At 66.6% G+C, this 14,868-nt stretch carries 13 protein-coding genes; 4 read left to right on the top strand and 9 right to left on the bottom strand.

Translation table 11 applies throughout. The annotated features are described in order from the left end of the window. Positions 1-190: 190 nt before the first annotated feature. Positions 191-1,423: an argininosuccinate synthase gene (locus BMZ21_RS11225; protein ID WP_091833464.1), complete on the bottom strand. Its 1,233-nt coding sequence runs from the start codon at positions 1,421-1,423 to the stop codon at positions 191-193. Positions 1,424-1,628: 205 nt separating this feature from the next. On the opposite strand from BMZ21_RS11225, the gene BMZ21_RS11230 reads away from it, so the two are divergent. After that, positions 1,629-2,237, top strand: a complete 609-nt coding sequence (locus tag BMZ21_RS11230) for a 2-hydroxychromene-2-carboxylate isomerase (RefSeq protein ID WP_091833467.1) — start codon at positions 1,629-1,631, stop codon at positions 2,235-2,237. Here the strand turns inward: BMZ21_RS11230 and BMZ21_RS11235 are convergent. The 5 genes from BMZ21_RS11235 to BMZ21_RS11255 form a co-directional block, all read right to left on the bottom strand. Beyond that, a complete protein-coding gene (locus tag BMZ21_RS11235) occupies positions 2,234-3,307 on the bottom strand; it encodes a M48 family metallopeptidase (protein ID WP_091833470.1) in 1,074 nt (357 codons plus the stop codon). The genes BMZ21_RS11230 and BMZ21_RS11235 overlap by 4 nt on opposite strands. A 34-nt stretch (positions 3,308-3,341) precedes the next feature. After that, the gene (locus BMZ21_RS11240) at positions 3,342-3,899 is read right to left on the bottom strand and encodes a LemA family protein (protein ID WP_091833473.1); all 558 of its coding nucleotides are present in this window, start codon (positions 3,897-3,899) and stop codon (positions 3,342-3,344) included. A gap of 114 nt (positions 3,900-4,013) precedes the next feature. Next, the gene (locus BMZ21_RS11245; protein ID WP_091833476.1) at positions 4,014-5,255 is read right to left on the bottom strand and encodes an MFS transporter; all 1,242 of its coding nucleotides are present in this window, start codon (positions 5,253-5,255) and stop codon (positions 4,014-4,016) included. Further along, positions 5,252-5,623 carry a hypothetical protein gene (locus tag BMZ21_RS11250; RefSeq protein WP_091833479.1) on the bottom strand — a complete coding sequence of 124 codons (372 nt, stop codon included), beginning with the start codon at positions 5,621-5,623 and terminating at the stop codon, positions 5,252-5,254. The genes BMZ21_RS11245 and BMZ21_RS11250 overlap by 4 nt, the downstream gene beginning before the upstream one ends. A gap of 2 nt (positions 5,624-5,625) precedes the next feature. Further along, entirely contained in the window at positions 5,626-7,857 is a 2,232-nt protein-coding gene (locus BMZ21_RS11255) for a TonB-dependent receptor (protein ID WP_091833482.1), read from the bottom strand. Positions 7,858-8,100: 243 nt separating this feature from the next. Between BMZ21_RS11255 and BMZ21_RS11260 the strand changes: the two genes are divergently transcribed. Then, positions 8,101-9,111 carry a helix-turn-helix transcriptional regulator gene (locus BMZ21_RS11260; protein WP_167561607.1) on the top strand — a complete coding sequence of 337 codons (1,011 nt, stop codon included), beginning with the start codon at positions 8,101-8,103 and terminating at the stop codon, positions 9,109-9,111. An 8-nt stretch (positions 9,112-9,119) separates the two neighbouring features. Here BMZ21_RS11260 and BMZ21_RS11265 read toward each other — a convergent pair whose 3' ends face one another. Continuing rightward, entirely contained in the window at positions 9,120-10,832 is a 1,713-nt protein-coding gene (locus BMZ21_RS11265) for a cytochrome c biogenesis protein DipZ (protein ID WP_091833487.1), read from the bottom strand. A gap of 28 nt (positions 10,833-10,860) precedes the next feature. Beyond that, positions 10,861-11,073, bottom strand: a complete 213-nt coding sequence (locus BMZ21_RS11270) for a hypothetical protein (protein WP_091833489.1) — start codon at positions 11,071-11,073, stop codon at positions 10,861-10,863. 135 nt (positions 11,074-11,208) lie between these two features. On the opposite strand from BMZ21_RS11270, the gene BMZ21_RS11275 reads away from it, so the two are divergent. Further along, entirely contained in the window at positions 11,209-11,694 is a 486-nt protein-coding gene (locus BMZ21_RS11275) for a MarR family winged helix-turn-helix transcriptional regulator (RefSeq protein ID WP_091833492.1), read from the top strand. A 12-nt stretch (positions 11,695-11,706) separates the two neighbouring features. Here BMZ21_RS11275 and BMZ21_RS11280 read toward each other — a convergent pair whose 3' ends face one another. Continuing rightward, entirely contained in the window at positions 11,707-12,714 is a 1,008-nt protein-coding gene (locus tag BMZ21_RS11280; protein WP_091833495.1) for an LLM class flavin-dependent oxidoreductase, read from the bottom strand. A 395-nt stretch (positions 12,715-13,109) separates the two neighbouring features. Here BMZ21_RS11280 and rpsA point away from each other — a divergent pair, with 395 nt between their 5' ends. Beyond that, positions 13,110-14,816, top strand: a complete 1,707-nt coding sequence (gene rpsA / locus BMZ21_RS11285) for a 30S ribosomal protein S1 (protein ID WP_091833499.1) — start codon at positions 13,110-13,112, stop codon at positions 14,814-14,816. Positions 14,817-14,868: the final 52 nt, after the last annotated feature.

A 14,868-nucleotide genomic window follows, 5' to 3' on the forward strand; every position in this document is an offset into this window, starting at 1 on the left:
GATCAGGTCACCGCGTCATTCCAAGGCAGCTCTCAGGGTTGAGTCTGGAACCTCTGATCACCGCGGTGGAGGACTATTTCGTCATCGCGAGCGTAGCGAAGCGATCCAGAGGGCGTAGAGTACTGCCGCCCTGGATTGCTTCGTCGCTACGCTCCTCGCAATGACGGCGAGGCGTCGAAGAGCCGGTCTTTCAGAGCCCCAGCTTGCGCTTGCGCTGGCCGAGCGTGCGCAGGCGAAGCGCGTTGAGCTTGATGAAGCCGGCCGCGTCGCGGTGGTCGTAGGCGACGGCGCCCTCTTCGAAGGTGACGAGGTCCTGATCGTACAGCGAATACGGGCTGGAGCGGCCGATGACGTGGACGCCGCCCTTGTAGAGCTTGAGCCGCACCTGGCCGGCGACAAACTCCTGGCTCTTGTCGATCAGAGCCTGCAGCATCTCGCGCTCCGGCGAGAACCAGAAGCCGTTATAGATCAGCTCGGCATATTGCGGCATGAGCTGGTCCTTGAGATGCGCGGCGCCGCGATCGAGCGTGATCGACTCGATGGCGCGATGCGCGACGGCCAGGATCGTGCCGCCGGGTGTCTCGTACATGCCGCGGCTTTTCATGCCGACGAAGCGGTTCTCGACCAGGTCGAGCCGGCCGATGCCGTTGTCGCGGCCGAGTTCGTTGAGCTTGGCCAGCAGCTTGGCCGGCGAGAGCTGGACGCCGTCGATCGCCACCGCATCGCCCTTGGCGAAGTCGATGCTGATGATCGTCGGCTTGTCCGGCGCCTCCTCGGGCGAGATCGTGCGCGAATAGACATAGTCCGGCACTTCCTGCGCCGGGTCCTCCAGCACCTTTCCCTCGGAGGAGGCATGCAGCAGGTTGGCGTCGACCGAGAACGGCGCTTCGCCGCGCTTGTCCTTGGCGATCGGGATCTGGTGCTGCTCGGCGAAGGCGATCAGCTGCTCGCGTGAGCGCAGATCCCATTCACGCCAGGGCGCAATCACCTGGACGTCGGGCTTCAGCGCATAGGCGGTCAGTTCGAAGCGGACCTGGTCGTTGCCCTTGCCGGTAGCGCCATGGGAAATCGCGTCGGCGCCGACGCGGTCGGCGATCTCGATGAGCTTCTTGCCGATCAGCGGGCGGGCGATCGAGGTTCCCAGCAGATAGACGCCCTCATAGGCGGCATTGGCCCGGAACATCGGGAAGACATAGTCGCGGACGAACTCTTCCCGCAGGTCCTCGATATGGATGTTCTCGGGCTTGATGCCGAGCAACAGCGCCTTCTGACGGGCCGGTTCCAGCTCTTCGCCCTGGCCGAGATCGGCGGTGAAGGTCACGACCTCGCAATTATAGGTGGTCTGCAGCCATTTCAGGATGATCGAGGTGTCGAGCCCGCCGGAATAGGCGAGTACGACCTTGTTCACGCGCTTGTCGGCCATGGACTGGTCTTCCTGCAGTGGCGGCACGGGGGCTTGTGCCTGGAGTAGAGAATGCGACCCCGCCGGCCGCATTTCGGACGTAACCGGGCACTATCGCAGGGCTCGGGGCGACGCAATCGGAACCTTCTGATCGATCTGGCGTCATCTGCTGATGGGTTGCCGCCCGCAATGCGGGCGGAGCGCTGCGTTGCTGGTTGGGGGTCAGATGCCGAATCGTCCTGTTCTGGATTTCTGGTACGAGTTCGCGTCGACTTATTCCTGCCTGAGCGCCCTGCGGATCGAGGAACTGGCGGAGGCAGCCGGAGTGGCGGTGCGCTGGCGCCCGTTCCTGCTCGGCCCGATCTTCGCTGCCCAGGGCTGGACCAGCTCCCCGTTCAATCTCTATCCGAACAAGGGTCGCTACATGTGGCGCGACGTGGCGCGCCGTGCCGGCCGCAACGGCCTCGCTATCGTCCGTCCCGAGGTCTTCCCGCAGAACTCTCTCGTTGCCGCGCGGCTGGCGCTGGCCGGGCGCGAGGCCGGCTGGCTGCCGGCCTTCTCCACGGCGCTGTTCCGTGCCCAGTTCTGCGAAGGGCGCAATATCGCCGAGGAAGCGGTGTTGAACGCAGCGCTGCGCGAAGCCGGGGCCGATCCCGCCTCGGCCTTTCCCGCCTCGCGCAGCGAGGAGGTCAAGGGCCGGCTCAAGGCCGAGACCGAGCTCGCCAAATCGCTCGGGATCTTCGGCGCACCGACCTTCGTCACCGGCGACGGCGAATTATTCTGGGGCGACGACCGGCTCGAGGAAGCGCTTAGCTGGGCGAAGGACGGGCGCTAACCGCCTGCAGGTGGTGGCGCCGGGCGCGACCACGGTCCGTGCGTCGCAGAGGTCTGGGCGATCTCGGGCAAAGGCTGCCTTTCGCTGATCTTCGGCGGGCCGGGCGGCGCTTCCGGCGGCAGGCGCCCGCCGGCTGTCTGCACCAGCGCCTGCACCCTCTTGGTGACGGACGGATGGGTCGAGAACAGATCGGCGAAATCGTCGGGATCGTTCTCGAAGCACATGTCCATCACGCCCGACGGGACATTGTCGATGTCGGCCCGGCCGGAAATCTTCAGCAGCGCCGAGATCATCGCGTCCGGGTTCTTGGTCAGCTCCACCGCCCCGGCATCGGCGAGGTATTCGCGCGCCCGCGACAGCGACAGCCGGATCAGCACGGCGAGCAGCCAGGCGACGGCGATCACCGCAAAGCCGAGGATGATCGCAAAGCCGCTGCCCTTCTTGTCGCCGTCCGAGGAGATGCGGACCCGCCCGAGATTGCGGAACACGACTTCGCCGACGAAGGAGATGATGCCGGCGATCACCACGGCGATCACCATCAGCCGGACGTCGCCATTGCGGATATGGGTCAGCTCATGGGCGATCACCGCTTCGATCTCGGCGTCGTTGAGCTGCTCGATCAGCCCGGTGGTCAGCGTCACCGTGAACTGCTTGTCGTTGACGCCGCTGGCGAAGGCGTTGAGCGCGTCGCTTTGGATGATGGCGAGCTTCGGCGTCACCATGCCGCGCGAGATGCAGAGGTTCTCGAGCATCCGGTAGAGCTTGGGCTGGGCCTCCCGCGTCACGCCTTCGGCGCCCGAGACCGCCTCGATCAGTCTGACATTGATCCTGAAGCCGATGAACACCCAGGCGCCGGTCGCAAGCGTGATGAAGGGCAGCCAGGACCAGAAGCGCTGGTTGACGAAGCTCAGCACCGTGCGCCCGCGCGGCACGCCGGCATAGCCGTAGCCGACCAGCATGATGCCCCAGACCGTCAGGTAAACCATCAGGAAGAGCCCGATGATCAGGGCGATCGACCGGGTCCGGTTGTTGCGCTGATGGGTGTAGAGCCCGAAGGCTTCCCCCGGCATCGCCGCAGCTCCGCTGTGAGGCCTGTCGAAGCGCTCAGAACTTCACGGTCGGCGCGACTTCGATCTGCTTGCGCGTCTCTTCGCCGACATCGAAGAATTCGCGTGGGCTGAAGCCCATCTGCGGCGCGAAGAACACCGCCGGAAAGGCCTGGATCGCCGCGTTGAACTCGCTGACCGCATTGTTGAAGAAGCGCCGTGCCGCCGCCAGCTTGTCCTCGACATTGCCGAGGTCCTGCTGCAGCTGCTGGAAGTTCGCGCTCGCCTTCAGGTCGGGATAGGCCTCGCCCAGCGCCAGCAGGCGGCCGACGGCGCCGGTGAGCTGCTGCTCCGCCACGGCCTGATCGTGCGGGCCGGTCGCGGCCTGCGCCTGGTTGCGCGCCTTGATCACCGCGTCGAAGGTCTCCTTCTCGTGAGTGGCATAGCCCTTCACGGTCTCGACCAGGTTCGGGATCAGGTCGTGGCGCTGCTTCAGTTGCACATCGATGTCGGCGAAGGCCTGGTTGACGCGCTGGCGCATCGCGACGAGGCCGTTATAGGTCATGATCAGCCAGACCACGACGACGACGATCAGTCCAAGGACGACCCAACCCATGGTGTTCTCCTTCGGCACAGGCGATCTTGCGGCACAGGCGATCTCGCCGGCAACCTTGCATGAAGGACGACGCTAGGGAAGGCGCCGCCCCTTGCCGCGAGCACTTTGCGCCGGTCAGGCCGGCTTTCCGACGCTGCTGCGTGCGATCATCCTGACCGTCGCGATCACCGCGACCGCCGAGATCGCGGTCGCCAGAGAGAACAGCGCACCATAGCCCAGCGTGTCGGCGAGCTTGCCCGCCAGCATCGAGCCGGCGAGATAGACGAGTAGTTGCGCGCAGGCGAGGATGGTGAAGTCGGTGCCCGGCTGGTCAGAGGTCGTCACTGCCATGAACAGCGAATAGAGCGCGACGATCTCCATATAGCGGATCAGTGTCTGGAAGCCGGCGGCGCCGAACAATGGCCAGGCACCGACGACGGCTCCGAGCGCATGGCAGGCGAAGAGCAGGAAGCAGAGCGTGCGCGCCGCACCGAGCAGCGCGAGCACGAAGGCAATGCCCCGGCGCTTGACCAGCCAGGCGGCGATCGCCGAGCCGGCAAGGCCCGCCGTCGTCGCCGATATCCCGGAGAGATAGCCGATCTGGTTCAGCGGCACGCCGGCATCGACGAGGTAGGAGCCCTCCATCGCCTTCACCAGCCCCTCGCTTGCCCGGTAGATCAGCGCGATCCAGAGGATCTGTCGCGCTTCCGGCCGGCGCAGGAAGGCGCGGATCGAGGGGCGCTTGGCGGCCTCGGCCGGGGTCGGGTCGCCCTCGCGCATCATCGCCGCTGCGACGAGCGGCAGCAGCGAGATCGCGGCGATGGTGAGGAGCATGCCGGTCCAGCCGATGTGATGATGCAGGACGAGGCCAAGCGTGCCGCCGATCACCACGCCGAAAGCGATCGAGCCGCCCTGGATGGCGTTGCCGATGGCGCGATCGGCCTCCGGCAGGTATTTCGCGGCATAACCGTCGGTGGCGATGTCCTGCGTCGAGATCAGCAGGGAGGCGGTAAAGCCGATCGCGATGATCTTGCCGACATCGAGCGGCCCTACCGCGATCAGCGCGAGGATGCACAGGATCGTGCCGGTCTGGGTGATGAAGACCCAGCCGGCCCGGTGCGCCCGCGCGAACGGCCTGATCCGGTCGATCCACGGCGCCCAGACGAATTTGATGACCAGCGGCAGCAGCAGGATGCTCATATAGCCGATGGCGGTGCGCGAAACGCCGGCTTCGCGCATGATCGGCGGCAGCGCCGCGACGAAGAGATAGGACGGGATCGCCTGCGCGAGATACAAGCCCCCGAGCACGGCAAAGAGCCGGTAGCGCGCGGCATTGCTGGCCGGTGCAGTGCCGATGGCCGCTTCGCTCGCGCTCATGCCGCTCTCCGGTGCTTCAGCAGGAAGGCTCGCGCCGCCGCCTCGTCGGTCTCCAGGCTGATCGGGAAGGGCCAGAGCCGGCGGAAGACGTCCGCCATCGCCTCGGTCGCGCCCGGGCGCACGATGGCGCAGGCGCCGCAGAGCGCGCCGAACTGGGCCCGCGTCCGCTTGAACCAGATCGCCTGCTCGCGCTCGCCGGCCTGCGACAGCTTGCGGCCGCCGCCGAAGATGGTGAGCAGCAGGAAAGGTTCCTCGCGCCGGCCGAGCTCGGCGAGCGCGTCGAGATAGGCGCGCTCGTCATTGTCGTCATAGGGCGGCGCGAAGCGCAGGGTGACGATGCCGTCGGCGTCGCTGTCGAGGCTGACCATGGTCAGAAGGTCTTGCGGAAGCCGAGCGTCACGGTGCGACCCCAGGCATAGTTGGCGAGATTGCGCACCGAGGTCGCGGTCGGGTTCTGGTAGTTGCGGTCGAACAGGTTGTTGACCGCGACATAGGCCTCTCCTTCGAGCACCGGGGCGGTGAAGGCGACATTCATGGTCGCCGCGCCCTTCAGCCTGTTGCGGGTACCACGCAGGTCGGTCGCGACGTCGCGGTCGGAGAAGGCCTCGCCCTCGACGCGGAACTGCATGCCGTTGGTGAAGCGGTAGCTGCCATAGAGCATGCCGCGATAGGGCGAGCCGATGCGGTTGTTCGGCAGGGCGCTGTCGAGCTTGCGGTCGCCATTGGTGTCGTAGCGGCCCTCGCGATAGGCCAGCACGGTGCCGATGGTGAGCTGCTCGGTGACGGCGATGTCGCCGGTCGCCTCGATGCCCCAGATCCGCTCCTTCTGTTGCGAGATCGTGTTGCTCGCCTGGTCGAAGGTCACGCCCTTGCTGGAGGTGCTGATGAAGCCGGTCAGCGAGCCCTTGAAGATGCCATGGCTGCCGCGGATGCCGAGTTCGTAATTGTTGACGATCTGCGCTTCCGGCGCGATCGAGGCATAGCTGATGCTGCGCCGGTTGGTCGGCAGGCAGTTCGGATTGGTGACCGGGCAGGCATAGGCGGTGGAGATGCCGGCCCGTCTCGTGAAGGCGCCGACATCCGGCAAGGCGAAGCCCTGCGAGAAGCCGCCGAAGATTTCGCTGCTCTCGGAAAGCTTGACCGTGGCACCGAGATTGCCGGTCCAGGCCTTGTAGTCGAACTTGCCGCCGGTGACGTTGAGCGCCGGCAGCACGAAGCTCTGATAGCCCTGGGCGTTGTTGGCGGCGACCGCCGCATAGGCGGCCGGGCGGGTATAGTCGCTGACGTCCAGTGAGAAATACTCGTAGCGCAGGCCGCCGCGCAGGGTGATCCGCTCGCCGATCGGGATTTGAAGCTGGCCGAAGGCGGCGCTCGTCGTCTGCTTCAGCGGCGTGAACACGTCCTGACCACTGGTCAGCGTTTGCCAGGTCTTCTCCTGGTTGAGGTCGCCGCCCCAGGTCAGCTTGGCGCCGGGCAGGATGCGGTCGAGCGGCGTGTCGATCGTCAGGTTCACGCCGCCGCGCTGCGAATAAAGCGTGGTCTGGTTGTCCGGGCTCGTCGGCGAGGCCGGGTTGAAGGAGTAGTAGACCTGGCTGTTGTAGGGGTATGAGAAGGCCGAGTAATTGAAGCGCTTCTTGATGTCGTTGTAGTAGCCGAGCAGGCTGAGCTTGCCGAGGGCGAAGTCGCTGTCGCTGTAGCGCAGCGAGACCGACTTGGTGTCCTCGACGACGTTCTGGCCGGTATAGAGCTGCGTCCGGTCCGGCCGCGCGAAGGGCGCGGCGTAGTTGGTCAGGTATTTCGGATCCTGGTCGAAGGCGATCAGCGAACCCTGTATTTCGATGCGCTTGCTGGCGTCGAGATCATAGCCGAGCTTGGCGAGGAGGTTGCCGGCCTTGTAGCGGTCGCCGCCGCCCTGGCCGAGCAGGCCGTCGGAGGGGAGTTCGCGCCCGGCGCCGTCATAGGTGCGGCCGGCGCCGCGGGCGCTGCCGGAGATCAGGTAGTCGATGCCATCAGGGATTTTGCCGGAGACGGTGACCGAGGCTTCGGGTGCCAGCGAGCGGCCGAGCGCCTGGGTGAAGCCGCGCACGGCGGTGTTGACCGTCACCCGCGGCTTGCCGTCGGCCGCCTTCTTGGTGATGAAGTTGACGGTGCCGCCGGTCGCGCCGGCGCCGTAGAGGCTGGACGCGCCGGCGACCAGCTCGATGCGCTCGACCGTGTTGAGGTCGATCAGCGAAAGGATGCGCGAGACGTCGCGCAGCGGCGTGTTCATCGGCACGCCGTCGATCAGCACCAAGAGGTCGCGGCCGCGATAGTTCTCCGAGGCGCTCGATACCGTCTGCGTCGCCATCGAATAGCCCGGCACCAGCTTGCCGAGTGCGGCCGCGGCGTTCGGGCTGAATTTCAGCTGTTCCTCGATCTGCGCCCGGTCGAGCACCTGGATCGATTGCGGCGTCTCGGCCGTGCTGCGCTCGGTGCGCGCCGCAGTCACGGTGATCGTGTCGAGGTCGATCACATTGGATGGGGCCTGGGACGACTGCGCCACCGCCGCCGAGGCGCAAAGCAGAGCCGGCAGGCTGATGGCGAGGGACGCACGCTTGCTCATGAAGATACCTGTCGTCGTCGGGTCGGATCGGTCTCCCGAGCGAGGGCGTATCGCTCGGGGTCTTACGATCGGAAGTTGTGATGTCGTTTCGATATTAGTTTAGAACTAGAATAAACTAGATTTATTCATCAATCTTGGCGGCGAAATTCTCTTGATGTGTTGAGTTCTTGCGATCTCTAAAGTTATATCGAAGGCATCATCTTGGACTTGCGCGAACGCGCCATGGGACAAAAGCGAACTCCGATGCGCGACGAGGTGGCTGTGGCAGCGCTGCAACGGTCTGCCGGGGCGAAGGCCGCCGAGGGCGAGACCTTCGCGCCGTTCTGGCTGGTGTCGGGCGAGGCGGCGCCCGAGGAAGTCCAGGCGATGGCGCGCAGGGTCTTCGGGCATGTGCCTGATGGCGATGACATCCGCGCCGAGGCCGCCTTGCCTTTCGCTGCTCGCAGCATGCTGACGACGCGGCCCGATATCGGGCTGATGTCCTGCTTCTCGCCGGCGACGCCCTGGGTCTGGCCAGCGCGCCAGGGCGGGCAGGAGCTGCGCTATATTCTCGTCCGCCCGTCGGACGGCCGCTGCGTGATCGACCAAGCGGGGCGCCGCATCTCGCTGCGGGCCCGCGATGCCGCGGTCGTCGATCTCGCAAGGGAGACGCGCTTCACGCTGGTCGAGCTCGGCCGCATCGACCTGATCGCGCTCGATCCGGCGCGTTTGCCGGCGCTGGCGCAACTCGCTCCCGATGAACTGATGCAGGCGATCCCCCGCGGCAATCGCGGTCTGCAGGTGCTGGCGCATTACGGCGCGCTATTGCTGCGCGGCCTGTTCCCGCTCAACTCGGCTCCGCTGCGCGATCTCGCCATCGGTCATGCCCATGACCTGATCGGCGTGATGCTGGCCGATCGCAGCGCCCCGCCGGTGACCGCGACGCCGCGCCGCGGCGGTCGGCTCGCCGCGATCAAGGCCGATATCGAGACCAGGCTGGAGCGGCGCGAACTCTCGATCGACATGATCGCCGGGCTCTACGGCGTGACGCCGCGCGCCATCCAGAAGGCCTTCGGCGCGGAGGGGCGGACCTTCTCCGATTATGTGCTGGAGCGCCGGCTCGAACGCGCCTGGCTTAAGCTGATGTCGGCCGAGGACGCCGCCGTCACCATCAGCAGCGTCGCCTTCGAGGTCGGCTTCGGCGACCTGTCATACTTCAACCGAAGTTTTCGCAAGCGCTTCGGCCGCTCGCCCTCGCAGGTCAGGGCGGGCTGACGCGTGCGTCAGCCGAAGGTGAAGGCGTAGGCGCGGGCACCCGGATCGAGGAATTCGATGCTGAAGTCGCGAGGCTTCACCGGCCCGTCCTGGCGGACCAGCTGGTAGAGCCGCTCGTCGCCGATCGTGCCGTAGCCCTCGGCGTCGATGTCGGCGCCATGGGCACTGCCGGGCGCCGCGCCGTCGATGGTGACGCGGAAGCGGACCGGCGGGCTGCGGGGCACGCGGCCCATCACCAGATGCAGGTCGCGGGCATGGAAGCGATGGTTGATCCGCCCGCCCGCCTGCTGCGAGACCGCGAACTCGCCGGCGACGGTCCAGCTGCCGGAGAGACTCCACTGGTTGAGGCGCGGGGAGGCGGCGGCTTCATAGGTAGCAGGCGCATCGGCCTTGATTCCGCCCGGCGAGGCGAAGCCATTCGTGCGGGCATGGCCGAGATAGGTCTCGGGCGAGCGCAGATTGGCGAAGTCGGGCGCCCCCTGCGCGCCTTCGCCCGAGACCTTGGCGACGCCGGGCCCGACCGCATTGCCGGCCTCGGCGAGTAGCGACTGGATCACCTTTTCGGAGGCGGCGTAGTCGCCCTCGCCGAACTCGTGATGGCGGATGCGGCCCTGCGCGTCGACGAAGTAGCGGGCAGGCCAGGCCTGGTTCCCGAAGGTGCGCCAGACCGCATAGTCGTTATCGATCGCGACCGGATAGCTCACGCCAAGCGCGGCGACCGCCTTGCGCACATTGGCGGGATCCTTCTCGAAGGCGAATTCCGGCGTGTGCACGCCGACCACGACGAGGCCCTGATCCCGGTACTTCTCGGCCCAGGCTCTGACATAAGGCAGCGTGCGCAGGCAGTTGATGCAGGAATAGGTCCAGAAGTTCACCAGCACGACCTTGCCGCGGACACTCTCGGAGGTGATCGGCTCGCGGTCGAGCCATTGCCTGGCGCCGAACAGCGGCTTGGATGCCGGTTGTGCCAGCGCGGTTGTGACGAGGCTCGGAGCGGCTGGCATGGCGATATCAAGGAGGCGTTGCTCGATGGCCGCCGTGGTCGGTGCCGACAGGCGGGTGAGGACGCTGGTGTCGAAGCCGAAGGCGATCGCGAGACTGCTCGCGATCACCGCGACACCGAGGCCGCGTCGCAACGATTCGATCGAGGCGGCGGGCCGCCGCGTCCAGGCCAGCAGCCGCTTGCCGAGCAGCAGCACTGCGGCCAGCGCCGTCGCGGCGCCGGCGGCATAGGCGAAGAGCAGGAGCGCGGTGGTGAGGCTCGGCCCGCCGAGAGCGGCGCCGGCGAGGATCAGACCGAGCACCGGCCCGGCGCAGGGCGTCCAGAGGAGGCCTGTGGCGACGCCGAGCAAAGCGGAGTAGGCCGGGCGCGGGTCGGTGCGGCCTTCGGTGCCCGCAACACGCGCCAACCTCTCGCCGAGCGCGGTCAGCGGCGCGGCGAGGCGTGTGGCCAGCGCCGGCAACAGCAGAGCGAGCCCGAACAGGGCGACGAAGCCGAGCGCGACGCTGCGTCCATGTTGATTGAGCGCGATCGCCCAGCTGCCCGCGACGGCGGCGAGGCTGGCGACCCCCGCGAACGCCAAGGCCATGCCGAACAGCATCGGCAAGGTGCTTGTCCGGAAAGGCTGGCCGGCGCGCGTCAGCACGAAGGGCAGGACCGGCAGGATGCAGGGGCTCGCGATGGTCAGGACGCCGGCGAGATAGGCGAGGGCGAAGTTCATGGGAAGCGTCTCCTCGACAGGCGGTTCGTCAGGAACGGGCTGCGCCGCGCCGCGGCGGCGGGTTCGATGACAGGACCGGGGCGGAGCCGTAGGCGCGTGGGCCGGTGAAGGCGCTGCACGCCATGGCGAAGCTCGTCGTCGCCGCCAGCATCGCCGCCAGAAGCAGGCGGCGCGGGGCCGGAATCGTCTCGGGCTGAACGTGCGCGAGTGCCTTGGCGGTGGATGAGCCGGTGCGGGTCATGGCGTGCTCCCTCAGTTTGCTTTCGAGCGATTAGATCGCTCGATAAATAAACGAGCACGAAACGTCAATCAATCGCTTGAAAATAAATCGTGCGTCAAATATCTGTGAGCGATCCTTTGCCGGGAGGCGTGCGCGATGAGCGATTCAGGACAGGCGGCTGAGCAGACCGGCGCCGACCGGCTGCCGGGGCTCGACGAGTTCCTGTGCTTTGCGGTCTATTCGACCAATCTCGCCTTCAATCGCGTCTACAAGCCGCTGCTCGACGAGCTCGGGCTGACCTATCCGCAGTACATTGCGCTGGTCGCCCTCTACGAGGTGCCTGACCAGACCGTCGGCCAGCTCGGCGAAAAGCTCTTCCTCGATTCGAGTACGCTGACGCCGTTGCTGAAGCGGCTGGAGGCGATGGGCGTGGTAACGCGCCAGCGCGACCCGCAGGACGAGCGCCAGGTCCGCATCAACCTGACACCGCAGGGCCGCGCATTGCGCGAGCGGGGCAGGGCGGTCAGGGTCAGCATGCAGCGCGCGACGGGCCTCGCTCCCGAGGAGCAGCGTCATCTGCGCGAGGCCATGGTTCGGCTGCGGGGAAACCTCAACACAGCCCACCATGAACGCCGCTCCTGAGCGGCGACTCGGTCAGGCCGCGACCGCCGCCAATCCCAGTGTCGGCTGGATTTCGGCCAGGATCTCGTAGGAGCGCTTGCGGGCCGCGTGGTCGAAAATCGCCGAGGCGACGATCAGCTCGTCGGCGTCGGTCTTCTCGATGAAGGCCTGCAGCTGCGCCCGCACGCTCTCGCGCGAGCCGACGAAGGAGCAGGCCAGCATGCGTTGTGCCTGCGCCTTTTCCGGGCCGGACCAGTAATCCTCGATATCGTCGATCGGCTTCGGCAGGAGGCCGCGCCGGCCGCGCAGCATGTCGGCGAAGCGCTGCTGCAACGAGGTGAAGAGGTATTGCGCCTCGGCATCGGTCTCGGCCGCGATGACGTTGCAGCCGACCATGGCATAGGGCCTGTCGAGCTGCGCCGAGGGCTGGAAGCGCTCGCGATAGACGGCGAGCGCGTCCATCAGCGCATCCGGCGAGAAATGCGAGGCGAAGGCATAGGGCAGCCCGAGCACTGCGGCGAGCTGCGAGCCGAACAGGCTGGAGCCGAGGATCCAGAGCGGGACATTGGTGTCGGTGCCTGGCACCGCCTGGATCACCTGGTCCGGCTGCAACGGCCCGAGCAGCGCCTGCAATTCCAGCACGTCCTGCGGGAAGCGCTCGGACGCGTCGGCCTCGCGCCGCATCGCTCGCCAGGTCCGCTGGTCGGTGCCGGGCGCGCGGCCGAGCCCGAGGTCGATGCGGCCGGGATAGAGCGTCTCCAGCGTGCCGAACTGCTCGGCGATCACCAAAGGCGAATGGTTTGGCAGCATGATCCCGCCGGCGCCGACGCGGATCGTCTCGGTGCCTTCGGCGACGTAGCCGATCGCGACGGCGGTCGCGGCGCTGGCGATGCCGGTCATGTTGTGGTGCTCGGCCAGCCAGAACCGGGTGTAGCCGAGCTTTTCGGCATGGCGGGCGAGGTCGCGGCTGTTGTGGAGGGCGTCCGCCGCGGTCGCACCTTCGGCGATGAAGGCGAGGTCGAGGATGGAAAGCGGGAACATTGGGCTTTTCCCTTGCATCGCTCCGGCTTGGCGCCGGGCTTCGCCATGAAAGATCGGGGTCGCCTGGGCGAGTCACAAGGTCGCTCGGCGCATGCGCGACCGGCATTTCGCGCCGCAATCCGCTTGCGGAACGACGCGAAAATCGCTAGGTCAGCCTCGTCCGAAGGGCCGTGATCGATCACAGCCGGGGGCGGCCGAAATGGCCGGCTCCCGTTTTGTGTTAGGAGAACGGGCCTTTTGATGCGGATCGGCCCCTGCGGCCAGGCGCCGCCATCCCAAGGGATGGCACGCTCCGGACACCGGAGCACCGTGCGGATCGATCCGGCGTGCAGCACCAACCCAACGGCGCCATGCCGGACATCCGCGGGATACGCGGCCGGCGTTCAGGAGCACATATGTCAGCTGTCGAAAGCTATAGCGCGGGCCGCGAGGATTTCGCCGCCCTGCTCGAGGAATCGTTCACCCGGAACGAGGCCCTCGAAGGGACCGTCATCAAGGGCAAGGTCGTTGCCATTGAGAAGGACATGGCGATCATCGATGTCGGTCTGAAGACCGAAGGTCGCGTCGCCCTGAAGGAATTCACCGGCCCGGGCCGGGACGAAGAGCTCAAGGTCGGCGACGAGGTCGAGGTCTATCTCGACCGGATCGAGAACGCGCTCGGCGAAGCCGTTATCTCGCGCGACAAGGCTCGCCGCGAGGAGAGCTGGGTCAAGCTCGAGAAGGCGTTCGAGGCCCGCGAGAAGGTCATGGGCAACATCTTCAACACGGTCAAGGGTGGCTACACCGTCGATCTCGACGGCGCCGTCGCCTTCCTGCCGCGTTCGCAGGTGGACATCCGCCCGATCCGCGACGTCGGCCCGCTGATGGGCCAGCCGCAGCCCTTCGAGATCCTCAAGATGGATCGTCGCCGCGGCAACATCGTCGTCTCGCGCCGCACCGTGCTCGAAGAGACCCGCGCCGAGGCTCGTTCCGAGCTCGTCGCCTCGCTCGAAGAGGGTCAGGTCATCGACGGCGTCGTCAAGAACATCACCGAGTACGGCGCGTTCGTCGATCTCGGCGGCATTGACGGCCTGCTGCACGTGACCGACATGGCCTGGCGCCGCGTCAACCATCCGTCCGAGGTCGTGACCATCGGCCAGACGGTCAAGGTCAAGATCATCAAGATCAACCAAGAGACGCACCGCATCTCGCTGGGCATCAAGCAGCTGCTGGCCGATCCGTGGGATGGCATCGCCGCCCGCTACCCGGTCGGCACCCGCCTGAAGGGCCGTGTCACCAACATCACGGACTACGGCGCGTTCGTCGAGGTGGAGCCGGGCATCGAAGGCCTGATCCACGTCTCCGAGATGTCCTGGACCAAGAAGAACGTCCACCCCGGCAAGATCGTCTCGACCTCGCAGGAAGTCGACGTCGCGATCCTCGAGGTCGATCAGGTCAAGCGCCGCATCTCGCTCGGCCTCAAGCAGACCCTGCGCAACCCGTGGGAAGTCTTCGCCGAGCAGCATCCGGCTGGTTCGGTCGTCGAGGGCGAGGTCAAGAACAAGACCGAGTTCGGTCTGTTCCTCGGCCTCGAGGGCGACATCGACGGCATGATCCATCTGTCGGACCTGGACTGGAACCGTCCGGGCGAGCAGGTGATCGAGGAGTACAAGAAGGGCGACATGCTCCAGGCGGTCGTGCTCGATGTCGACGTCGAGAAGGAGCGCATCTCGCTCGGCCTCAAGCAGCTTGGCGGCGATCCCTTCGTGGATGCCGGCGAGTTCAAGAAGGGCCAGGTCGTGACCTGCGAGATCATCGACGTCAAGGACGGTGGTCTCGACGTCAAGATCTCCGGCACGGACATGACGACCTTCATCAAGCGCGCCGAAATCGCGCGTGATCGTGCCGAGCAGCGCCCCGAGCGCTTCGCGGCCGGCGAGAAGGTCGACGCCCGCGTCATCCTCTTCGACAAGAAGGCCCGCAAGATCCAGGTCTCGATCAAGGCCCTGGAAGTGGCCGAGGAGCGCGAGGCGATGGCCACCTACGGCTCGGCCGACTCGGGTGCTTCGCTCGGCGACATCCTCGGCGCCGCCCTCAAGAAGGCGACGACCGACAAGAAGTGATCACCAGGCCGCGTCTTGCGGTCTGACCAATCCATCGGCCCGCGCGGAGAAA

Source organism: Allobosea lupini (assembly GCF_900109525.1).
Lineage (GTDB): Bacteria > Pseudomonadota > Alphaproteobacteria > Rhizobiales > Beijerinckiaceae > Allobosea > Allobosea lupini.